19 protein-coding genes are annotated in these 22,796 nt (G+C 63.8%); 10 read left to right on the plus strand and 9 right to left on the minus strand.

What is annotated here, in order from left to right; all coding sequences use genetic code 11:
• Positions 1-255: 255 nt before the first annotated feature.
• Together lptE and leuS are read right to left on the minus strand one after the other, a co-directional pair.
• On the minus strand, positions 256-825 hold the full coding sequence (lptE, locus tag ACLGL5_RS04665) for an LPS assembly lipoprotein LptE (protein ID WP_069090429.1): 570 nt from the start codon (positions 823-825) through the stop codon (positions 256-258).
• Entirely contained in the window at positions 812-3,439 is a 2,628-nt protein-coding gene (leuS, locus tag ACLGL5_RS04670) for a leucine--tRNA ligase (RefSeq protein WP_038650359.1), read from the minus strand. The genes lptE and leuS overlap by 14 nt, the downstream gene beginning before the upstream one ends.
• A 156-nt stretch (positions 3,440-3,595) precedes the next feature.
• Here leuS and ACLGL5_RS04675 point away from each other — a divergent pair, with 156 nt between their 5' ends.
• Together ACLGL5_RS04675 and ACLGL5_RS04680 are read left to right on the plus strand one after the other, a co-directional pair.
• Complete coding sequence (locus ACLGL5_RS04675; RefSeq protein WP_069090430.1) at positions 3,596-4,258, plus strand: YggS family pyridoxal phosphate-dependent enzyme; 663 nt, start codon at positions 3,596-3,598, stop codon at positions 4,256-4,258.
• A gap of 110 nt (positions 4,259-4,368) precedes the next feature.
• On the plus strand, positions 4,369-5,418 hold the full coding sequence (locus ACLGL5_RS04680) for an aldo/keto reductase (RefSeq protein WP_032932138.1): 1,050 nt from the start codon (positions 4,369-4,371) through the stop codon (positions 5,416-5,418).
• A 156-nt stretch (positions 5,419-5,574) separates the two neighbouring features.
• Here the strand turns inward: ACLGL5_RS04680 and ACLGL5_RS04685 are convergent, their stop codons facing one another.
• Together ACLGL5_RS04685 and ACLGL5_RS04690 are read right to left on the minus strand one after the other, a co-directional pair.
• Positions 5,575-6,291, minus strand: coding sequence for a neutral zinc metallopeptidase (locus ACLGL5_RS04685; RefSeq protein ID WP_069090431.1), 717 nt, complete (start codon positions 6,289-6,291; stop codon positions 5,575-5,577).
• A gap of 126 nt (positions 6,292-6,417) precedes the next feature.
• Positions 6,418-7,323, minus strand: coding sequence for a LysR family transcriptional regulator (locus ACLGL5_RS04690; RefSeq protein ID WP_032932139.1), 906 nt, complete (start codon positions 7,321-7,323; stop codon positions 6,418-6,420).
• A 125-nt stretch (positions 7,324-7,448) separates the two neighbouring features.
• Here ACLGL5_RS04690 and ACLGL5_RS04695 point away from each other — a divergent pair, with 125 nt between their 5' ends.
• The 3 genes from ACLGL5_RS04695 (at position 7,449) to ACLGL5_RS04705 (ending at position 11,063) form a co-directional block, all read left to right on the plus strand.
• The gene (locus ACLGL5_RS04695; RefSeq protein ID WP_069093211.1) at positions 7,449-8,642 is read left to right on the plus strand and encodes an MFS transporter; all 1,194 of its coding nucleotides are present in this window, start codon (positions 7,449-7,451) and stop codon (positions 8,640-8,642) included.
• Positions 8,643-8,703: 61 nt separating this feature from the next.
• Entirely contained in the window at positions 8,704-9,984 is a 1,281-nt protein-coding gene (locus ACLGL5_RS04700) for an SGNH/GDSL hydrolase family protein (protein ID WP_069090432.1), read from the plus strand.
• A 44-nt stretch (positions 9,985-10,028) separates the two neighbouring features.
• A complete protein-coding gene (locus ACLGL5_RS04705; protein WP_038650367.1) occupies positions 10,029-11,063 on the plus strand; it encodes an aldo/keto reductase in 1,035 nt (344 codons plus the stop codon).
• Positions 11,064-11,347: 284 nt separating this feature from the next.
• Here the strand turns inward: ACLGL5_RS04705 and ACLGL5_RS04710 are convergent, their stop codons facing one another.
• A complete protein-coding gene (locus ACLGL5_RS04710) occupies positions 11,348-11,620 on the minus strand; it encodes an usg protein (protein WP_019861862.1) in 273 nt (90 codons plus the stop codon).
• A 314-nt stretch (positions 11,621-11,934) separates the two neighbouring features.
• On the opposite strand from ACLGL5_RS04710, the gene acs reads away from it, so the two are divergent.
• On the plus strand, positions 11,935-13,890 hold the full coding sequence (gene acs, locus ACLGL5_RS04715) for an acetate--CoA ligase (protein WP_019861863.1): 1,956 nt from the start codon (positions 11,935-11,937) through the stop codon (positions 13,888-13,890).
• Positions 13,891-13,941: 51 nt separating this feature from the next.
• On the plus strand, positions 13,942-14,682 hold the full coding sequence (locus ACLGL5_RS04720; RefSeq protein WP_069090433.1) for an MOSC domain-containing protein: 741 nt from the start codon (positions 13,942-13,944) through the stop codon (positions 14,680-14,682).
• On the opposite strand, the gene ACLGL5_RS04725 is transcribed toward ACLGL5_RS04720, so the two are convergent.
• The 3 genes from ACLGL5_RS04725 to ACLGL5_RS04735 form a co-directional block, all read right to left on the minus strand.
• Complete coding sequence (locus ACLGL5_RS04725; RefSeq protein WP_069090434.1) at positions 14,683-15,945, minus strand: SAM-dependent methyltransferase; 1,263 nt, start codon at positions 15,943-15,945, stop codon at positions 14,683-14,685.
• A 366-nt stretch (positions 15,946-16,311) separates the two neighbouring features.
• Positions 16,312-17,790 carry a pilus assembly protein TadG-related protein gene (locus ACLGL5_RS04730; RefSeq protein WP_069090435.1) on the minus strand — a complete coding sequence of 493 codons (1,479 nt, stop codon included), beginning with the start codon at positions 17,788-17,790 and terminating at the stop codon, positions 16,312-16,314.
• Positions 17,791-18,249: 459 nt separating this feature from the next.
• A complete protein-coding gene (locus tag ACLGL5_RS04735) occupies positions 18,250-19,119 on the minus strand; it encodes a transglutaminase-like domain-containing protein (protein WP_019861867.1) in 870 nt (289 codons plus the stop codon).
• Between the two features lie 168 nt (positions 19,120-19,287).
• Between ACLGL5_RS04735 and ACLGL5_RS04740 the strand changes: the two genes are divergently transcribed.
• Positions 19,288-19,953: an HAD-IA family hydrolase gene (locus tag ACLGL5_RS04740; protein ID WP_069090436.1), complete on the plus strand. Its 666-nt coding sequence runs from the start codon at positions 19,288-19,290 to the stop codon at positions 19,951-19,953.
• A gap of 9 nt (positions 19,954-19,962) precedes the next feature.
• Here the strand turns inward: ACLGL5_RS04740 and ACLGL5_RS04745 are convergent, their stop codons facing one another.
• Positions 19,963-20,184: a DUF1674 domain-containing protein gene (locus ACLGL5_RS04745; RefSeq protein ID WP_027047512.1), complete on the minus strand. Its 222-nt coding sequence runs from the start codon at positions 20,182-20,184 to the stop codon at positions 19,963-19,965.
• 203 nt (positions 20,185-20,387) lie between these two features.
• Here ACLGL5_RS04745 and htpX point away from each other — a divergent pair, with 203 nt between their 5' ends.
• The gene (gene htpX, locus ACLGL5_RS04750) at positions 20,388-21,401 is read left to right on the plus strand and encodes a zinc metalloprotease HtpX (RefSeq protein WP_069090437.1); all 1,014 of its coding nucleotides are present in this window, start codon (positions 20,388-20,390) and stop codon (positions 21,399-21,401) included.
• Positions 21,392-22,777 (plus strand): RsmB/NOP family class I SAM-dependent RNA methyltransferase, encoded by a 1,386-nt coding sequence (locus ACLGL5_RS04755; protein ID WP_069093212.1) that lies wholly within the window; start codon positions 21,392-21,394, stop codon positions 22,775-22,777. Before htpX ends, ACLGL5_RS04755 begins: the two co-directional genes overlap by 10 nt.
• Positions 22,778-22,796: the final 19 nt, after the last annotated feature.

Genomic DNA, 22,796 nt, shown 5'->3' on the forward strand with positions numbered 1-22,796 from the left:
CTCAAGACTCACTCTGAAATGTCTGCTGAGCAATAGGGAGCGAGTGGTTAACAGTTGCTTCCCGTCAGCGCTTTTGGAGCGGCCGAAAAATATCTTTCGCGGCGATGGCACACGAGCCGGATTCGAGCCGATGATCGTCACCTCACGATCATCCGCTCGCGCACATGCGTCGGGTCAAAAAGAGAACGCTCGGCCATCGCGAAGCGGGCCATGCACCAGGATCGAGGCAGCGTTTTCCCTGAAAAGAAGGTGGCGCTAGCTGGCCGCCTTCCCGTGCCGGACCAGATCCTGGGCGATGGACAGCTGCAGCGCCTCGGCCAGTTCGCGCGCGGCGCGGTTCTCGGCATCGATCTGCGCCCGGTACGAGGCAAATTCCTGGCGCGGCCTGTCGAAGGACGAGGTGATCGAGCGCTTGCCGACGGTGATGACGGCGCCGGTTTTCGCATCGGTCAGCGTATAGTTGGCGGTCAGCGTCACCGAGCCGGCGGTCGGCTCGTCCTCATCGGTGCCGACCTGCACGAGGGCCGAGGATTCAACAGCTTCGGTCACGCTGAGAGTAAGCGAATAAAGCGGCGACGCCGGTTCGCCGGCACCCCGCCCGAAGCCGAAGATCAGATTGTTGCGCACCTGCTGGGCATAACGCGTCCTGACCGGCTTGATGGCGATCGACGCCAGCTCGGCATTGGCGCTCGCGCCCGTCGACAACGGCGCGCTGGAATAGAGCGGGTGCACCGTGCAGGCCGAAACCAGCGCCAGCGAGCCGACAAGCGCCACGCGGCGCAGCAGACGGCTCAGCTCTGTCTTTTCCCGATCAGGCAACGACATTGACGATCCTCTGCGGCACGATGATCACCTTGCGCGGAGCCTTACCTTCGAGTGCTTTCTGCACGAAGTCGAGAGCCAGTACCGCTTTTTCGACCGCACCTTGGTCCGCGTCGCGGGCAATTGTCAAATCCCCCCGCTTCTTGCCGTTGACCTGCACTGGATAGGTCACTTCGTTGTCGACGACCAGCGCCGGGTCGAAGACCGGCCATGGCCGTTCGGCGACCAGATCGGTGCCGCCGAGCGTCTCCCAGCACTCTTCGGCCAGATGCGGCATGACAGGCGCGATCAGATGCACCAGGATCTCCACCGCCTCGCGGCAGGCGCCCTGCAGTGCCGGATCGGCCTTGCCTTCCGCTACCTGGTTGAGCGGCGTTGTCAGCACATTGGCCAGTTCATAGATGCGGGCGATGGCACGGTTGAAGCCGAGCTTCTCGATGTCCTCGCCGACCGCCTTCAGGATCTTGTGCGCGGCTTTGGAGACCGCTGCAGCCTCGCCGGAATTGGCCGCCACGGGCTCGACGCCTGCCAGCGTTTCGGCTGCCGTAGACACCAGGCGCCAGATGCGCTGCATGAAGCGATGCGCGCCGGCGGCGCCATCGTCGGTCCACTCGACGTCGCCCTCGGGCGGCGAATCCGACAGCATGAGCCAGCGCGCGGTGTCGGCGCCGTAGCCGTCGGTGATGTCTTCCGGGCTGACCGTGTTCTTCTTCGACTTCGACATCTTTTCGAGCGAGCCGATCGCCGCCTCTTCGCCGGTGGCGATCTCGATGGCGCGGCGCTTGCCTTCGGCATCCTCGATCCTGACCTCAGCCGGCGACAGCCAGCGGCCATTGTTCGAGGCGCCACCGACGCGGTAGGTCTCGTGCACCACCATGCCTTGCGTGAACAGGCCCTTGAACGGCTCGGCAAGGTCGAGATGCCCGGTCGCGCGCATGGCGCGGGTGAAGAAGCGCGAATAGAGCAGGTGCAGGATCGCGTGCTCGATGCCGCCAATATACTGGTCGACCGCCAGCCAGTCGTCGGCGGCCTTGGGCTCGGTCGGCTCATTGGCCCAGGGCGCGGTGAAGCGGGCAAAATACCAGGACGAATCGACGAACGTGTCCATCGTGTCGGTCTCGCGCCGCGCATCCCTGCCGCATTGCGGGCACTTCACATGCCGCCAGGTCGGATGCCGGTCGAGCGGGTTGCCCGGCCGGTCGAAATCGACATCGTCGGGCAGCTTGACCGGCAGGTCGGCCTTCGGCACCGGCACCACGCCGCAATCCTCGCAATGGATCATCGGGATCGGGCAGCCCCAGTAGCGCTGACGCGAAATGCCCCAGTCGCGCAGGCGGAAATTCACCTTGCGCTCGGCCATAGGCCGGTTGCCGATCGTCTTCTGCTCCAGCAGCTTCGCCACTTCGTCGAAGGCGCGGTCCGGCGTCATGCCGTCGAGGAAGCGCGAATTGATCATCACGCCGTCGTCGACATACGCTTCTTCCGTGATCTGGAACGACTTCGCATCGCCGCCCTCCGGCATCACCACCGGGATCACCGGCAAGCCGTATTTGTTGGCGAAGTCGAGGTCGCGCTGGTCGCCGGACGGGCAGCCGAAGATGGCGCCGGTGCCGTATTCCATCAGCACGAAATTGGCGACGTAGACAGGCAGCGTCCAGCTGTCGTCGAAGGGATGGACGACACGGATGCCGGTGTCGAAGCCCTTCTTCTCGGCCGTCTCTAGTGCGGCCACCGAAGTGCCCATATGGCGGACTTCGTCGATGAACTTCGCCAGCGCCGGATTGGTCTCGGCCGCCTTCTTGGCCAGCGGATGATCGGCGGCGACAGCCATGAAGGAGGCGCCGAAAATGGTATCGGGCCGCGTCGTGTAGACTTCCAGCTCATGTTCGCCGGCAACGTCAGAGGCCAGAGGCCAGCGGATCAGCAGGCCTTCCGAACGGCCGATCCAGTTCTGCTGCATCAGCTTCACTTTTTCGGGCCATTCGTCGAGGCCTTCGAGCGAATCCAGCAGGTCCTGCGCAAAGTCGGTGATCTTGAAGAACCACTGCGTCAGCTCGCGCTGTTCGACCAGCGCGCCGGAGCGCCAGCCGCGACCGTCGATGACCTGCTCGTTGGCGAGCACGGTCATGTCCTCCGGGTCCCAGTTGACCTTCGAGGATTTGCGCGTCACCAGCCCCTTCTCGACGAAATCGAGGAACAGCATCTGCTGGCGGTGGTAGTAGTCGACGTCGCAGGTCGCGAATTCGCGCGCCCAGTCCAGCGACAGGCCCATGACCTTGAGCTGCTCGCGCATGGTGGCGATGTTCTGGTAGGTCCATTCCTTGGGATGGACCTTGTTCTGCATCGCCGCGTTCTCGGCCGGCATGCCGAAAGCGTCCCAGCCCATCGGGTGCAGCACATTGAAACCCTTGGCCCGCTTGTAGCGCGCCACCACGTCGCCCATCGTGTAGTTGCGGGTGTGGCCGATGTGGATCTTCCCCGACGGATAGGGGAACATCTCGAGCACGTAGTATTTCGGGCGCGGATCGTCATTGTGCGCTTCGAACAGCTTCTTTTCGGCCCAGGCCTTCTGCCATTTGGGTTCTGACGCGCGCGGATTGTATCGTTCGGTTGCCATGGGACGTTTTTCACTTAAAAGCAGGCGCGAACCGCGGGCGACTGGCCCGGCGGTCCAAGGAATGTGGTCCGGGTGTTCACCATGGTTTGGCAAACCCGTCAACCATATGGGCATCGCAGCGGCTAAAAACGCGGGTCAAAACAGCGGGATTTGCACATGGGTGACACCGTTCAGCAGTTTTTCGCGGTCAAGGCGAAGATCGCCGCCGCCGAGCGGGAAGCCCGCCGCGAGGCCGGCGCGGTGACGCTGGTGGCCGTCTCCAAGACCTTTGACGCCGCCGACATCCGGCCAGTGATCGAGGCCGGCCAACGGGTCTTCGGCGAGAACCGCGTGCAGGAAGCGCAAGGCAAATGGCCTGATCTGAAGCAGGCCTTCGCCGATATCGAATTGCATCTCATCGGTCCGCTGCAGTCGAACAAGGCCAAGGAGGCGGTGGCGCTGTTCGACGTCATCGAGACGGTCGACCGCGAGAAAATCGCCGCCGAACTCGCCAAGGAAATCGCCAGGCAAGGCCGCGCGCCAAAACTCTATGTCCAGGTCAACACCGGCTCCGAGCCGCAGAAGGCCGGCATCGAGCCGCGCGCCGCGATCGCCTTCGTTGCCCGCTGCCGCGATGTCCACGGCCTCGCCATCGAAGGGCTTATGTGCATCCCGCCGGCCGACGAGAACCCCGGCCCGCATTTCGCCCTGCTGGAAAAGCTTGCCCGCGAGGCCGGCGTCGAAAAACTATCGATGGGCATGTCCGGCGACTACGAGACGGCCATCGCCTTCGGCGCCACCAGCGTCAGGGTAGGCTCGGCGATCTTCGGCAGCCGCTGATACGCACGCCTTTGGGCCAGTTCGGCAAGCCGGTTGCGCCACGGCTGGAAACGAAACGTTCCGTTCCTATTTGTTTTGTGTCATCACACATTTCTCCTGGAGCCTTCGCCATGCGTTACAACCAGCTTGGAAATACGGGGATGTTCGTCTCCGAACTGTGCCTCGGCACCATGACTTTCGGCGCCGCCGGCCAGAATGCCCAATGGGGCCTGATCGCCAGCCTCGACCAGAAGGGCGTCAACGAGATCGTCGGCCGCTCGATCGCCGCCGGCGTCAATTTCTTCGACACGGCCGACGTCTACTCCTTCGGTGAGTCCGAGCGCCTGCTCGGCCAGTCGCTCAGGGACCTCGGCGTCAAACGTTCGGATGTCGTCATCGCCACCAAGGTGCATGGCACCATGGGCCAGGGTCCGAACGAGCGTGGCTCCTCGCGCGGCCACATCATGGATTCGGTCGATGCCAGCCTCGAACGGCTGCAGCTCGACCATATTGATCTCTATCAGCTGCACGGTACCGACGCGGTGACGCCGATCGACGAGACGCTGCGGGCGCTGGACGACCTCGTTGCCAGCGGCAAGGTCCGCTATGTCGGCGTTTCCAACTGGGCGGCATGGCGCATCGCCAAGGCGCTCGGCATCGCCGACCGCAAGGGCTTCGCCCGCTTCGAGACCATCCAGTCCTATTATTCGATCGCCGGACGCGACCTCGAGCGCGAGATCGTGCCGCTCATCAGCGAAGAAAAACTCGGCCTGATGGTGTGGTCGCCGATGGCGGGCGGCCTGCTTTCCGGCAAATACGGTCCTGGCGCGCCGGGCAATGGCGAGGGCCGCCGCGCATCCTTCAACTTCCCTCCGGTCAACGAGGACCGCGCCTGGGCGGCCGTCGCCGTCATGCGCGAGATTGCCGGGAAGCATGACGTCAGCGTTGCCACGGTGGCGCTCGGCTATGTCCTGGCCAAGCCCTTCGTGATGAGCGTCATCATCGGTGCCAGCCGCATGGACCAGCTCGAACAGAACCTTGCCGCGACGGGAGTAAAGCTCGACGCGGACGATCTCGCCAGGCTCGACGAGGTCAGCGCGCTGCCGTCCGAATATCCCGGCTGGATGCTGGAGCGCCAGGCGGCCGGCCGTCGCCCGGCGCCGTTCGTGGCGAAGGGGTAGTCCGTCTCCGACACGACGCGATTTCCAAAAGGCCGCGCGTCCCTTCGGACGCGCGGCCTTTTCGCGCTTCGCCAGGGCCGCGCGATCAGGAACGCCTCGAAGTCTATCGGCCAGTAATGGCGCAACTCGCCCGGCAGGGCGACGGGTGGGTCGGCATCAAAGCGGATCGGCAAACGTGTTGCAGTCCGCGATGGCTTTTCCGGCAAGGCCTCGATCAAACCAGCGGATCCTCTGTTCCGAGGTGCCGTACCTCTTCGCCGTCGAATTTCTTGAGGCGTTGGCGGGCTGATCGTCTCCGAGAGCTCGAAGGAGCCCCCTGGCCTGCGTCAGATCGGTATCTTCAAGCAGGTGCCGGTCCCGGACATAGCGGCTCCACAGTCCTGCAAAACAATCGGCCTGGAGCTCGACCTGTTCCGATCGGATGATCGCGGCTTGCTGGTTGCCGTCGGTTACATCAGGGTGTGGAACTTCGGAGATATTCTGCACATGGTGCCCAACTTCTCGGGCGAGAATCAGCGCCTTGGCGAAGTCACCGGTCGACCCAATCTCTCGAAGCCCGGGAAACGCCGGATCGAGATAAATTCTGTGGTCGGCCGCGCAGTATGATGTCCCTGAAACAGCACCGCATGCGGTTGCGATGGAGCCGGTGAACAGCACCAGCTTGGGCTCCTCATAGGTCGATCCGCCAGCTTTGAAGGTGGCGCCCCAGAAATGCTCCGTTTCCGCCAGAACCACAGAGAGCAGTTGCTTGACGTCGTCATCGCTGGCGTTCGCGGCAGGTGGGGCGGCCTCGGCAGCCTCGCAGATCGTCGGAGCATGCAGCCATGTCACGATGGCAAGCAGGGATGCCGTGACCAAGGACGAGCGGACCAATTCACGCCTCCTGAATGCCAACGCGCTCCGTGCCTGGGCGCGAGGCGCCCGTGATGATGAACGGACGGGGATTCCATATCCCGCCCCTGTCGGGTTGTCGAACGGACCTTGAAAACCTGCGTTTCCTCAGAGCCGCACGGTCTCGGCCAGAAAATCGAGAAAGGCCCGCACCCGCGCCGGCAGATGCCGGCCCTGGCCGACATAGACGGCGTGGGTCGCCTCCTCGTCGCCCGGATTGAAATCCTCCAGCAGTGCCACCAGCCGCCCGGCAGCGATATCGGCCGCGACATGCCAGCGCGCCAGCCGGGAGATCCCGGCTCCGGCCAGCGTCATCAGCCGCATCGCCTCGCCGTCGCTGACCAGCGTGTTGCCGGTGATCGGGACCATGACCGCGCGGCCTTCAGCGTCGACAAACGGCCAGCCATCGATATGCCTGACGAAGCCGAAGCCCATGAGATTATGCCCATCGAGGTCGGCCGGCGTCAGAGGCTTGCCGTGCGCTTCGAGATAGGACGGGGCCGCAACCACCACCACCGGGCTCTGTCCGAGCTTGCGCGCCACCAGCCGCGATTCGCCGAGCGGCCCGGCGCGGATTGCGACATCGGCCCGTTCGGCCATCAGGTCGATGACGCTGTCGGTCAGCACCAGATCGATCGAGATTTCGGGATAGCGTTCAAGGAAGCGCGGCAAGAGCGGGATCAGCCGGTGCACGCCGAAGGGCACGTAGGTGTTGACGCGCAGCCTCCCGCGCGGTGCGGCACCCGCCGCCGCCTCGCGCTCGGCCGCTGCCATGTCGGCCAGGATACGCAATCCGCTGTCGTAGAACGCCGTTCCCTCCGGCGTCAGCTGCAGCTTGCGTGTCGAACGGCTAACCAGCCGCGCGCCGAGCCGAGCCTCCAGACGCGCGATCAGCTTGCTGACGGCCGATGGCGTCATGCGCAACGTGCGCGCAGCCGCCGAGAAGCTGCCCGCCTCGACAACGCGCACGAAGACTTCGATCTCGCCGGAGCGGTTGATGTCGGGTCTGGCCATTTGTGAATCTATTTCACAGAAAATGTGCCCAACACAAGTCTGGTTCACAGTGCATGGCGACACGATCTTTCGGGCCGGAGCGCGGTTTGGACAAGGCGCTCGTCGTTGCCAAAGTGGGAACCGCCATGCCTCTTGCTCTCTACGCCCTCGCCGCCGGTGCCTTTGGCATTGGCGTCACCGAATTCGTCATCATGGGTCTGCTGATCGATGTCAGCAAGGACCTCGGCGTCTCGATCTCGGCTGCCGGCCAGCTCATTTCGGGCTATGCGCTGGGCGTCGTCATCGGCGCGCCGCTGCTCACCATCGCCACCGGCAACTGGCCGCGCAAGACCGTGCTGCTGGCGCTGATGGCGATCTTCACGCTGGGCAATCTCGCCTGTGCGCTGGCGCCCGACTATTGGACCCTGATGGGCGCCCGGATCATCACCGCCTTTGCCCATGGCACGTTCTTCGGCGTCGGCTCTGTCGTCGCCACCGGCCTGGTCGCGCCCAACAAGAAGGCGTCGGCGATCGCGCTGATGTTCACCGGGCTCACCATCGCCAACATCCTCGGCGTGCCCTTCGGCACCTGGCTCGGCCAGGCCTTCGGCTGGCGCGCGACCTTCTGGGCGGTGACCGCGGTCGGCCTCGCGGCCTTCGCCGTCATCCTGGCCCTGGTGCCGCGCAGCCAGGTCGCGCCCGAGAAGAGCGACCTGCGCGCCGATCTCGCCGTGCTGCGTCGCACGCCGGTCCTGCTCGGCCTTGCTACCACCGTGCTTGGCTATGCCGGCGTCTTCGCCGTCTTCACCTACATCGCTCCGCTGTTGACCGAGATCAGCGGCTTCAAGGAAGCCGCCGTGTCGCCGATCCTGCTCGTCTTCGGCGGCGGTCTCATCGCCGGCAACCTCGCCGGCGGCAAGGTCGCCGACCGCTGGCTGGTGCCGGCGGTGCTGGGCAGTCTCGTGGTGCTGGCGGCGGTGCTCGCCACCATGAGCTTCGCCATCCACAGCCAGGTCCTGGCCGTCATCTATGTCGGTCTGCTAGGGGCCGCCGCCTTCGGCACCGTGGCGCCGTTGCAGATGTGGGTGCTGGACAAGGCGCAAGGCGCCGGCCAGAGCCTTGCCTCCTCCTTCAACATCGCCGCCTTCAATCTCGGCAATGCCGCCGGCGCCTGGCTCGGCGGCGCGGTCATCGCCCATGGCCTTGGGCTGGGTTCCCTCACCTGGGTCGCCGCCTTGCTGCCGGTCGCGGCACTCGCCGTGGCCGGGCTGGCCCTGCGCCTCGACAGACATGAAGAGCGGCTGATCCCGGCTGCTGCCGGCACCGCCTCCATGAAGTGATGGCAGCACCGATATCGACCGTCGACAGACGCCCCGAAACCAGACCCGAGAGGAGAACCCTATGACGCTTCCGATCCGCCGCACCACCGTTGCCCTGCTGGCAACGCGCCTGACGCTGGGCGCGCTCGCTTTGGCGGCTTCGTCGATGGTCAGCCCGGCAATTGCCAACGAGAAACAGGATTGGGTGGGCACCTGGACGGCCAGCCCTCAACCGACATGGGGAACCGATTTTGCCTTGCCGGTGAAAATGGTGCCAAAGCTCGAGAACCAGACCATACGCCAGACGGTCAGGACCAGCGTTGGCGGCAGGCGGTTCCGCATCGTCCTGTCGAACGAATATTCAAACGTGCCGATCCAGATCGGCGAAATACGTGCGGCGAGAGCTGGCGAGGACTCGAAAATCACCGCCGGCACCGATCGAGCCGTCACATTCGGCGGTCAGGCAAAGGCAACAGTTCCGGCAGGCGCGCCTTTGGTCAGCGATCCGGTGGAATTGCCCCTCGACGCCTTGAGCCGCCTTTCAATATCGGTCTATCTGCCGCAGCCCACACCGATCGCCACCTTCCATTGGGACGGCAAGCAGACCGCCTATATCGGCGACGGCAACCAGACGGCTTCCGAAACCATCGCGGCCGCGCAGACCACCGACGCGCGTACCTTGGTCAGCGAGATCCTGGTCGATGCGCCGGCAAATAATGGCGCCGTCATCGCCATCGGCGATTCGATCACCGACGGCAATGGCGCCACGCTGGACGCCGACAACCGGTGGCCGGACGTCCTCGCCGAGCGCCTCGTCTCGAAGCAAGTGTCGGTGCTCAACGCAGGCATATCCGGAGCGCGGCTGCTGGATGATGCGATGGGCGTGAAGGCTTCGGCGCGCTTCAACCGTGACGTGCTGGCTCAGCCCGGCGTCAAGGCAGTCATCCTGCTCATCGGCATCAACGATATCAGCTGGCCCGGCACGCCATTCGCACCTGAGAAATCCCTGCCCTCTCTGGCGGCACTCACCACTGGATACCTGCAACTCGCAGCCCAGGCCCACGCCCATAATCTGATCATCATCGGCGGCACGTTGACGCCCTTTGAGGGCGCGCTGAGCGGCACGCCGCTCGATGCCTACTACACGCCTGAAAAAGAAGCGTTGCGCCAGAAGGTCAACAACTGGATCAGAACCAGCGGTGCCTTCGATGCGGTCGTCGACTTCGACCTGCTGCTCCGCGATCCCGTGCACCCGACACGCCTGCTGCCGGAGTTCGATTCCGGCGACCACCTCCATCCGGGCGACAAGGGAAACCGGGCCATGGCCGCGGCCATCGATCTCGGCCAACTGATCAAGAATTGAGCAGCCGGCAACTGACTTCATCCAGCAATTGAAAGGACAAAATCATGGACTATCGACGTCTCGGCGCGTCGGGCCTGAAAGTGCCCGCACTCTCCTTCGGCGCGGGAACCTTTGGCGGCTCCGGCCCGCTGTTCGGCGCCTGGGGCAACAGCGACGCCAAGGAAGCGCGGCGGCTGGTCGACATCTGCCTGGACGCCGGCGTCAATCTGTTCGACACCGCCGACGTCTATTCGAACGGCGCCTCGGAAGAGGTGCTCGGCGAAGCCATCAAGGGCCGGCGCGATGCCGTGCTGATCTCGACCAAGACGTCCTTGCCGATGGGCGACGGGCCGGCCGATTACGGCTCTTCGCGTTCGCGCCTGATCAAATCCGTGGACGCCGCGCTGAAGCGCCTCGGCACCGACTACATCGACCTGTTGCAACTGCATGCCTTCGACGCCGGCACGCCGATCGAGGAGGTGCTGTCGACGCTGGACGAGCTCGTGCGCGCCGGCAAGCTGCGCTATGTCGGCGTCTCCAACTTCTCCGGCTGGCAAGTGATGAAGTCGCTGGCGGAGGCCGATAAGCACGGTTATCCGCGCTATGTCGCGCACCAGGTCTACTATTCGCTGGTCGGCCGCGACTATGAGTGGGAACTGATGCCGCTCGGCCTCGACCAGGGCGTCGGCGCGCTGGTGTGGAGCCCGCTCGGCTGGGGGCGGCTGACCGGCAAGATTCGCCGTGGCCAGCCTCTGCCGGAAAAGAGCCGGCTGAATGACACCGCAAGCTTTGGCCCGCCGGTCGAGGACGAACATCTCTACCGGGTGATGGATGCGCTGGACGCGGTGGCGCAGGAAACCGGGAGGACCGTGCCGCAGATCGCCATCAACTGGCTGTTGCAGCGCCCGACCGTTTCCTCCGTCATCATCGGCGCCCGCAACGAGGAGCAACTGCGCCAGAACCTCGGCGCCGTCGGTTGGTCGCTGACGCCGGAGCAGGTGAAGAAACTCGACGCCGCAAGCGAAGTGACTGCGCCCTACCCGTATTTCCCCTATCGCCGCCAGGAAGGTTTCGCCAGGCTGAACCCGCCGGCCGTTTGAGCGCCGGCTGAGTCAGCGCAAGCGCTGGTAGTTGGCCACGGTCTCGGAGGTTCGTCATCCTAGGGCGAAGCAGGAGCGCAGCTCCGTCGCGGAGACCCTAGGATCCATGCCGCGACTTCAAGGCGTTGCAACGGTGCAGAATTCTGCTCCGTTGCACTCCACGGCAAAGGTCACGGCATGGATCCTCGGGTCAGGCCCGAGGATGACGAAACGATGGGCGCATTTCCGCTAACCACCAACGCATGCGATACATCACGCAAGCACTCCGTCAACACTTCTGCGCCTTAATGCAGTACGAACTCGCCATCCACCTTGCGCCATTCATTCGGCGCGATCAGCTTCTGGTGGGTGTAGACAACCGAGTGCAGCGGTCCATCCAGCTTGGCCTTCCAGAATTCGATGAATTTGATCAGCACCGGAAACGTCGGAGCGATGTCGTAGTCCTGCCAGATGAAGCTCTGCAGGAGATGCGGATGATCGGGGAAATGATAAAGAATCTTGGCCGTGGTCAGGCCATAGCCTTTGAGCATCAGGTCCATTTCGGCATGGTCGCGCATTGCTGCCCCCTTGGCGGTCCCTTGGTTGAATCTCCTTTCCTCCCAACGTCAGATTGTGCGCGCCGTTGCTTAACTGTCTATTGATTTTTCCTGATCGAAACAGGCTTTTCGACGCGAAAACATACAGTTAGCAGCGAGCTAACCTGAGTGCTGACAACGCGAGCCCGTGCCCCTGCGGCATCCCGCCACGCAAACCCAACGTCTAATATTGCCGGAACGCCGGAACTGGTAATAATGCCGCCGAATTCGCGGCCGCTTCGCCGCGATCCCGCCGGCGGTTCAAGCCGGCGTATGGTTTGGGAGGAAAGTCAGGAATGTCCGAGGTTCATGTCCATCGCGTCCAGCCGGCGTGGAAGAAGAATGCGCTGATCGACAACGACACTTACCTGAAATGGTATGCCGACAGCATCAAGAGCCCGGACAAGTTCTGGGGCAAGCACGGCAAGCGCATCGACTGGTTCAAGCCGTTCAGCAAGGTCAAGAACACCTCCTTCGACGGCAAGGTCTCGATCAAATGGTTCGAGGACGGGCTGACCAATGTTTCCTACAACTGCATCGACCGCCATCTGAAGAAGCGCGGCGACCAGACCGCCATCATCTGGGAAGGCGACAACCCCTACGACGACAAGAAGATCACCTATAACGAGCTCTACGAGCATGTCTGCCGGCTCGCCAATGTGATGAAGAAGCACGGCGTCAAGAAGGGCGACCGCGTCACCATCTACATGCCGATGATCCCGGAAGCCGCCTATGCGATGCTGGCCTGCACGCGTATCGGCGCCATCCATTCGATCGTCTTCGGGGGCTTCTCGCCCGATGCGCTGGCCGGCCGCATCGTCGACTGCGAATCGACCTTCGTCATTACGTCGGATGAAGGCCTGCGCGGCGGCAAGTCGATTCCGCTAAAGGAGAACACCGACAAGGCGATCGACATCGCCGCGAAGAACTTCGTCATGGTGAAGAACGTCCTCGTCGTGCGCCGCACCGGCGGCAAGATCGGCTGGGCGCCAGGCCGCGACCTCTGGTATCACGACGAGGTCGCGACGGTGAAAGCCGAGTGCAAGCCCGAGAAGATGAAGGCGGAAGACCCGCTGTTCATCCTTTACACCTCAGGCTCGACCGGCAAGCCGAAGGGCGTGCTGCACACCACCGCCGGCTATCTCGTCTATGCGTCGATGACCCACCAATATGTCTTCGACTACCATGACGGCGATATCTACTGGTGCACCGCCGATGTCGGCTGGGTCACCGGCCACAGCTACATCGTCTATGGCCCGCTCGCCAACGGCGCCACCACGCTGATGTTCGAGGGCGTGCCGAACTACCCGTCGCAGTCGCGTTTCTGGGAAGTCATCGACAAGCACAAGGTCAACATCTTCTACACCGCCCCGACCGCGCTGCGCGCGCTGATGGGCGCCGGCAACGACCCGGTGACGAAGACCTCGCGCAAATCGCTGCGCGTGCTCGGTTCGGTCGGCGAGCCGATCAACCCGGAAGCCTGGGAGTGGTATTTCAACGTCGTCGGCAACGGCAAGGTGCCGATCGTCGACACTTGGTGGCAGACCGAGACCGGCGGCATCCTGATCACGCCGCTGCCGGGCGCCACCGACCTCAAGGCAGGCTCCGCGACGCGGCCCTTCTTCGGCGTCAAGCCGCAGCTGGTCGACGGCGAAGGCAAGGTGCTGGAAGGAGCCGCCGACGGCAATCTCTGCATCACCGATTCCTGGCCGGGCCAGATGCGCACCGTCTATGGCGATCACGACCGTTTCGTGCAGACCTATTTCTCCACCTACAAGGGCAAGTACTTCACCGGTGACGGCTGCCGCCGCGACGCCGACGGCTACTACTGGATCACCGGTCGCGTCGACGACGTCATCAACGTCTCCGGCCACCGCATGGGCACGGCCGAGGTCGAATCGGCGCTGGTCAGCCATGACAAGGTGTCGGAGGCCGCCGTCGTCGGCTATCCCCACGACATCAAGGGCCAGGGTATCTACAGCTATGTCACCTTGATGAAGGGGGTGGGGCCGACCGAGGAGTTGCGCAAGGAGCTCATCGCCCATGTCCGCAAGGAGATCGGCGCAATCGCTTCGCCCGACAAGATCCAGTTCGCCCCCGGCCTGCCCAAGACGCGTTCCGGCAAGATCATGCGCCGCATCCTGCGCAAGATCGCCGAGGACGATTTTGCCACCCTTGGCGACACCTCGACGCTCGCCGATCCGGCCGTCGTTGACGATCTCATCGCCAACCGGCAGAACAAGAAGGGCTGAAAACGACTGGTCGAAGGTCGCGGGAAGCCCGGCGAACGAGAGACCATCGCAATGAATGATATTGGCACTGTCGCGCAGCTCTGGCGCTATCCGGCAAGCTCGCTCGCCGGCGAGCGCCAGGACGCCATTCTGGTCGAACCGGCGGGCATGGCAGGCGACCGCATGTTCGGCCTCGTCGATGTCTCGGACAATGAGATCGCCAGGCCCGACCGCGAGGCGAAATGGCACAAGGTGCCGCGCATCCGCACCCGGCTGGCCAATGATCGCAACCTTGAGATCGCCGTCCCTGACGGCGACTGGCTGAGCGCCCCCGGGGTCGAATGCGACCGCGCAGTATCGGCCTATCTCGGCTTCGCCGCCTCGATCCGGCCGTTCGGCCGGGAGAATGCCCCGCCTGCCTATGCCGGTCCGGTCACCGCCGCCCGCTACAGCAAGGCGCCGATCCACCTCCTGACCACGGCGTCGCTGGCGCGGCTGAAGGCGCTGCATCCGGATGGCGCCGCCGACCCGCGCCGCTTCCGCCCCAACATCGTCGTCGATATGGCGGCGGTCGATGGCTCGTTTCCCGAAACGGAATGGATCGGCCGCAAGCTCGCCATCGGCGAATTGCTAGTGACCATCTCGGAGCCTTGCCGCCGCTGCGGTTTCACCATCATCGCCCAGGACGGCTTCGACGACGACCCGGCGATCCTGCGCAATCTGGTCCGCCACAACGCGCACAATCTCGGCGTCTACTGCACGGTGGATCGGCCGGCCGGTATCAAGGTCGGCGACGCGATGCGTTTTCTGTAGCTACCGATAAAGATCCGCTCGCGTCGGCGGCAGGCCGCTTGGCCCCCGCGCTCGCTTGGTGACGACTGTCTGGAAAATCTGCGCCGAGCCGCGATCGAAGGTGATCGAACAGCCGGTCAGATAAAGCAGCCACAGCCGTGCCTTGGGCTCGCCGACCTCGGCGATCGCCTCATCGAAACGCGCGTGCAGGCGCTCGGCCCACAGCCTGCAGGTGCGGGCATAGTGCTCGCGCAAATTCTCGACGTCGGCGACGAGGAACCCGTGCGCCTCGAGATTGCCGAGTGTCATGCCGATCGTGTCGACCTCGCCGCCGGGGAAGATGTATTTGATCAGCGCTTTGTATTCGGCGCCCTTGCGCAAGGTCTTGCGCGTGCCGCCCTTGCCGCGCCTCGTGATGGCATGGTGCAGGTAGATGCCGCCCGGCTTCAAGAGCCGGTGGACGGTCGAGAAATAGGTGGCGTGGTTGGCGAGGCCGACCGCCTCGAACATGCCGATCGACGAGATCTTGTCATAGCTGCCGTCGAGCTCGGTGTAGGATTTGATGTCGATGGTGATCCTGTCCTCCAGCCCCTCGGCACGAATGCGCTCGCGCGCCAGCCGGGTCTGTTCCTCCGACAGCGACACGCCATGGCCGATGGCGCCATAGTGCTTGGCGGCGTGGATCAGCATCGCGCCCCAGCCGCAGCCGATATCGAGCAGCCGGTCGCCCGGCTTCAGCCTGAGCTTGCGGCAGATATGGTCGAGCTTGTCCTTCTGCGCCTGGTCGATGCCGTTGGTGAAATCGGTGAAATAGGCGCAGGTGTAGACCATGCGCTCGTCGAGGAAGAGCCGGTAGAAGGCGTTCGAAATGTCGTAGTGATGCTCGATCGCCTGCTTGTTCGAGCCGCTGACGAAAGGGTTGCGCCCGGCAAGATCGGCCCGTTTCGTCATCTGCCGCCGCGAAAACAGTACGGCCGGCAGGTCGCGCAGGATCGCCAGTTTGGGCAGCGCCTTCAGCCTCAGCTTGCCCTGTGACGGCAGGGCATAGAGATCGAACAGCGAGCCGTCCTCGACATCGATCGCCTTGGAAATCCACATTTCGAGCAGCGTCGAGAAATTCGGCCGGCGGGCCAGTTGCCAGACGATGTCCTGGTCGTTGATGGCAAGCACCGGGCCGCCGGCTGGGCCGATCCGTTCCCCGGTCCACAGCCTGACGGCAAAACCCGGCTTCAGCGCCCCGATCACGGTTCGAACGATGCGCGCGGCTCTCTCGGTGGCGTCCATGGTCCCTCCCGTGACCGATAACGCCATGTTGTCTGTTTGGGCTGCGGATCGCAAGCCGAAGCACGCTGGCCCGACTGCGCCGCATTTTCCGGCGGGACGCCTTTTTCAGCCCGCCATGTCATTTGCTGCGACGCACCCCATCATGAGGATGTGTTCAACAAATCGAAAGGAGGTGATCCGATGTCGAGTGATTTCGTTTTCCAGAACGTGGCCTCAGCGGATTGCACTTTCGGGAAGCAGTCTTCCCGTTAAGGCGCGAGATGCGCGGCAGGTAACCCGAAGGGTTGTCGCCACAGGCCGCGCCATGGACGGAAACACGGAAGGCCGCCGGCTTCGAAAGAAGCGGCGGCCTTTTCCTTTTGCGGATTACTGGGTCAGTGCGACCTTTTCGGTATTGCGGATGATTTCCTGGAAGGCGGCGTCCAATTCCACTCCGGTGGACACCTCAAAATAATGCCTGTCCGCGGCGGAGGCGTCTTTCGACGAACAGCCCTTCAGCACCGCCTTTGCCTGGTCCCGCTCGGTTGGTGACATGTCCTTGTCGTTCAGATCGAAGCCGATCGCGAAAATCTCGATGCCATCATTCTTCATGTTGCCGCACAGGCCTTCGGCGTTGCCACGTGCAAGGTTGCCCTGGCCGTTGTAGTTCCCCCCGGCTCCGGCGAAGGCCGTATTGAACTGGCCGTCGGTCATCAGGATCGCGACTTTGGCAATCTTCTTCGCATTGGCATCCGAGGCGCCGTTGCCGAGACCGGCATTCTTGATCGCAGCCCGCCATTGCGGTGACAGCATATAATAGGTCCACTGGATGGCGATCGCGCCGGCCGTATAACCATCGGCCCGGAAGGCACCAATCGAATCAAGCAAAGCGCCGGAATCGGCCGTCAGCGGGATCACTTCTGCGTCTGGGCATCTGTTCATGCTCCCGCCACCCAGATGATCATCCCTGTTGACCAGGGCATAGTAGTTCTTGCCGGTCTTGTGGGTGCGAACCGTGTCCGGGCCGTCATCACTCAAATCCGCATTGCCGTTCTTGTCCTTCCTCTCCGTCGCGCAATTGTCGGTCTTTGGCATTGCCGCGCCGACAATGGATTTGTAGTCGCCGAAGGACGGCAACGTCGTCTTTCCCGTCTTTGCGACGAGAAGCGAACTGCCGGCGACCGGCGGCAGATCAGAACTCGCCTGCCCCTCGGCGTAGACGTTCTCCGCCAGATTGCCGACGTTCACGCCAGATGCGTAAGGCACAATCGCGACGCGGATGCGGGGGTTCTTCGGGTCCTGGTTCTGGAGCATCGTCTGGACCGCGTTTTTCGCCGCCGCTTTCAGATCGCCGATCTTGTCGACGTTACCTCTTTTCGCCATCGATCCCGTGATGTCGAGCATCATGGCGACCTCGACCTGCTTGTCCGAATAGAGTGCTGTGGTGGAAGCGCCGACGCGCCGCATGTCGCTGATGCCGAACAGCGGAAAATAAAGGCTGACATCGACATGGACATCCGCCTGCACGGTTCTGGCCGTCGGGTTGACGGTGAGCCTGTCCAGCACGACTTGGTCAGCCGTCAGGATGCCGGCCATGCTGTTGGCCACGAGAAAGTTCTGCACCGCCTTGTTGGCGTCGGCCTCCTTGATGACCCCGGTCGTCAGGTCGCGCGCCGTCGATGTCACCGCGGCGTCGACCACGCCTTGCAGGCTCGATCTGGCATTATAGAGCTGCGCGACGTTGACCGAGAAGCCGGCGGCTAGCACCAAGACCGAGGCAGCAAAGCTGAACAGGATTGCGAAATTTCCACCCCTGTGTCTGGCGAACCCGCCGACCGCGTGAACAAGACCCCCGTAATTTCGCATCCAACAGCCTCCGCTTGCCTCGGCCTCGTCGCCGCAATGATGGCAATGCAGGATTCCGGCCGGAAGTCGCCGGTCGAGCGCCGGAAACGCGCTGTGACCCGTCAACCTATTGTTTTTGTTGAATTTCGGCTGCTTCGAAGGTGAATGACTGGTAAACGGAAAGTCACGGCTTCATCCGCGTTTACGGACTGCTTACCATGCTGGAATCGAAGCAATCGCGGACTGCTCCGCGACGTCCTGTTGCGGCACAGGCCTTCTGTGCCGAAGAGGAGCAGTTGTCCCGAGATAGCTGAGTAAGTTGGGGCGCGAACGGAACCAAGGTGTGTTGAGATTCAGGTCAGGCCGAGCCGAAAATGGTTGATGCCGAGAACCGGAGCGGAGCGTACTATTCGTACGTGAGCACCGGAAGCGCAGGTATCAGCCATTTGCAGGCCGGCATCACCTGAATATCAACATGCCTTAGGCCAGCATCTGTGCGCTGACCGTCCTGTCGATACCGTGATGGGGCGGATTGAACAGATTGCCTTCCTGCTCATAGGTCCACACCTTGAACAGGCTGAGCCGGTGTGGACCAAAACTGTGCAGCAAGGGCACGTCGGTGGCGTCGCGGCCGCGTGCGATGACGACACGACCGGTCCTGGGCCGGTTGTGGCGTGGATCGAACGTGTACCATTTGCCGTCGAGGAACACTTCCATCCAGGCCGAGAAATCCATCGGCGCCGGATCGATCGGCACGCCGATATCGCCGAGATAGCCGTTCACATAGCGCGCTGGAATGTTCATGCAGCGGCAGAGCGTGATCGCCAGATGGGCGAAGTCGCGGCAGACGCCAACCCGCTCCTCATGCGCCTGCGCCGCCGTGCGGGTCGAACGCGCATAGCCATAGCCGAACGACAGCCGGTTGTGGACATAGTCGACGATCGCCTGCACCCGTGCCCAGCCGGAGGGAAGATGGCCGAACAGCTGCCAGGCGAGACTGCTGAGGTGATCGGTCTCGCAATAGCGGCTGCCCAGGAGATAGAAGAGCACCTCGTCGGGTAATTCGGCCACTGGCACTTCCCGGGCCAGCGTGTTGACCTCGTCCGTCTCGCCACTGTCTTCGATCACTGCGTCATAGAGGATGCGAAAGGTGCCGGCTGGTGCGGTGAAGCGGCGGCAGCCATTGCCATGCAGGTCATGGTAGAGCTTGGTCGGCACCGAAGGCGATGTCAGCACCCGGGTCTGCCGCTTGATGTCGGCTTGCCTGTCCTTGTGGATCTCGAGCAGCGAAATCACCGGGGTGGCCTCTGCGCATTCAATGGCGATTTCGTAGCCGAGCCGGATCAGCATCACAGGTCCCCTTCGATCGTCATGGAAAAGAATGCCGTTGAAACGTCGCGAGATGGCAGTGGTTCCCTGGACCGCCGCAAAATACGCCCTCATGCCTTTCCATGCCCGCGCCTTGACGTTACGGTTGCGCCCTCCCTCGACACGCTCCCCCGGACTTCAAGGAAAATCATGTTTGCTGGCAGAAAATTCGCGGCCTTCCTTTTCGACATGGACGGCACGCTCATCAATTCCATCGCCTCGGCGGAGCGGGTGTGGAGCGATTGGGCGCGTCGCCATGGCCTCGACGTCGCCGCCTTCCTGCCGACGATCCACGGCGTGCGGGCGATCGAGACCATCACCAACCTTGCTCTTCCAGGCGTCGACCCGGCGCATGAGGCCGACCTGCTGCTGAAGGCCGAGGCGGCCGATCTCGACGGCATTGTCCCGATCGCCGGCGCCGTGGCGTTTCTCAAGGCGCTGCCTGGCGAAAGCTGGGCGATCGTCACCTCGGCGCCGCGCTCCCTCGCGCTAGCGCGCATGGAGGCTGCCGGCATTCCTGTCCCCGCGGTCATCGTCGCGGCTGAAGACGTCTCCCGGGGCAAGCCGGCCCCCGACTGCTTCCGGCTTGGCGCACAACGGCTCGGCTTCGATGCGCGCGACTGCCTGGTGTTCGAGGATGCTCCGGCCGGCATCGCGGCGGCCGAGGCCGCGCAAGCCGCAGTCATGGTGATCAGCGCCACACATTCGCATCCGCTGCCGACGCCCCATGCCGCGATCGCGGGCTATGACAATGTCGGCATCACCATCGACGAGCGCGGCTGGCTGGCGCTCGAGGCCCAGCGCGACGCTGCTTGAGACCAGTCCCTAAAAATCGCTGGTCAGGCCTTTGACCTCCCAGTCGCCATAACGGCCGGGTTCCTTGCCGCCCCGGCCGCCGATTTCTTTCGGCAGGCCGGCTTCCTTCTCGCGATACGCGGTGCGCCGTGCCTCCGCCTCGGCCAGTGCGCGCCGCGCGGCGGGCGACAGGTCTCTTGCCGGCACATCGTCATCCGGGCCGGCTGGCGTTTTACTGGTTTCGTCGGTCATGCGATATTCCACGCGGATTGAAACAGCGTCAGGTGTTTCCCATCATATAGCCATGAACCCACGCATGACCCCGAAAATCGGAATCGATTTTCGGAAAGGATCATGCGCAAATAAAACCTTACAGCGTCCTTTGCGCGTCCGAAAGGACGCGCGGCGCTGTCACGATCGACCCCTTTTTGCCACCACCACGACAGGAGCAGACGATGAACACACTTCGCACCGCCATGCTTCTTGCCGCGATGACGGCGCTGTTCATGGGCGTCGGCTTCCTGATCGGCGGTTCGGGCGGCATGATGATCGCGCTGCTGATCGCCGCCGGCACCAATCTGTTCAGTTACTGGAACGCCGACAAGATGGTGCTGTCGATGAACCGCGCCGTCGAGGTCGACGAGAAGAACGCGCCCGAATATTACGCCATCGTCCAGGCGCTGGCCAAGCAGGCCGGGCTGCCTATGCCCCGGACCTATCTGATCGACAATCCGCAGCCCAATGCCTTCGCCACCGGCCGCAACCCGCAGAACGCGGCGGTCGCCGCCTCCACCGGACTGTTGCAGCGGCTGACCCATGAAGAGGTCGCGGCCGTGATGGCGCACGAGCTTGCGCACGTCCAGCACCGCGACACGCTGACCATGACCATCGTCGCCACCTTTGCCGGTGCCATCTCGATGCTCGGCAATTTCGCCTTCTTCCTCGGCGGCAACCGCGACAACAACAACCCGTTCGGTTTTGTCGGCGTGCTGGCGGCGATGATCGTGGCGCCTTTTGCCGCGATGATCGTGCAGATGGCGGTCAGCCGCACCCGCGAATACGAGGCCGACCGGCGTGGTGCCGAAATCTGTGGAGACCCGCTGTGGCTGGCATCGGCGCTTGACAAGATCGCTCGCGGCGCCGAACGCATTCCCAACCCCGATGCGGAGCGCAATCCGGCGATGGCGCATCTCTTCATCATCAATCCTCTGCACGGCGAGCGTATGGACAATCTGTTCTCCACCCACCCCAGCACTGAGAACCGCATCGCCGCGTTGCAGGAAATGGCGCGGCAGATGGCGGGCGGCACCCAGGCCGCCCCGCGCCCTACGCCTCGGCACGCCGAAGAACAGCAGCCGTCCGGCCCGTGGGGCCAGGCCCCTCAAGCGGAACAGCCGGGGGAGCCGGAAAGGCCGAAGGCCAACCCATGGGGGCGCAACCCGACCGGGCCCAAGGGCCGATGGTCGTGAGCGTGGGAGCACCTCGACGCACAGGCTCACGCGATCAGGACCATAGAGACGGCGGCGAATTCGTCGCCGGTCTCGCCGCCCGCAAGGCGGCGGCGCGGCTGCTGGCCGCCGTCATAGACGCCAGGACACCGCTCGACGGACTGACCGACCACGAGAACGGCCACCCGCAATACAAGGCGCTCGATTTGCGCGACCGTGGCTTGGTGCGGGCCATTCTGGTCACCGCGCTGCGCTTCCGCATGACCATCGTCGGGCTGCTGGCGCGACGCCTGGAAAAGCCGCTGCCGCCCAACGCTACGGCGCTGTCACACATCTTGCATGTGGCCGCGGCGCAGATCCTGTTCCTCGACATTCCCGACAGCGCCGCTGTCGACCTCGCGGTCACCCATGCCAAGTCCGATCCGCGCACCCAGCGCTTTTCCGGCCTGGTCAACGGTGTGCTGCGCACGCTGGCGCGTGCCAAGGAGACGGAACTGCCCGCCGCTCTTGCCGTCACCGACGAAGCGCCAGAATGGTTCTCCGACCGGCTGAAGGCCGCCTATGGCGCCGACAAGGCGAAGCAGATCCTCGCCGCGCACCGTTACGAGGCGCCCGTCGACTTCTCGGTCAGGGCCGACCCCGAACTCTGGGCCGAAAAGCTTGGCGGCATCGTGCTGCCGACCGGCACGGTGCGCGTGGAAAATCTTGCCGGAGCCGTCACCGACCTGCCCGGCTTCGCCGAAGGTGCCTGGTGGGTTCAGGATGCGGCTGCCAGCCTGCCGGCGCGGCTCTTCGGCGATGTCAGCGGATTGCGTGTCGCCGACCTCTGCGCCGCGCCCGGCGGCAAGACCGCCCAGCTGATCCTGGCCGGTGCCAGGGTCACGGCGGTCGACACATCGAAGAACCGGCTGGCCCGGCTGGCGCAGAATCTCGACCGTCTCGGCCTGTCAGCCGAGATCGTCCAGGCCGACTTGCTCAAATACGAGCCGGCGGAGCTGTTCGACGCGGTGCTGCTCGACGCGCCCTGCTCATCGACGGGCACGGTGCGACGGCATCCCGACGTGCCATGGACCAAGACGGCGGCCGATGTCGAAAAGCTCGCCGACCTGCAAAGGCGGTTGCTCACCCGCGCCGTCACGCTGGTCAGGCCCGGTGGCCGGATAGTCTTTTCCAATTGTTCGCTCGACCCGCTCGAAGGCGAAGATTTGCATCGTGCCTTTCTCAACGAAACAACCGCAGTCGACGATCCGCTGCGGCAAGGCGAGGTCGCCGGCATCGACCCTTTCTTGACGGCGCAAGGCACGCTGCGCACCACGCCCGCCGACCTTGATCTCGGCACGCCGGAGCGCTCGGGGCTGGACGGCTTCTTCGCTGCGCGCATGCGCCGCGCTCTTTAGAGCAATCTTTCACGACCTC

The sequence above is a fragment of the Mesorhizobium sp. U510 genome (assembly GCF_059180695.1).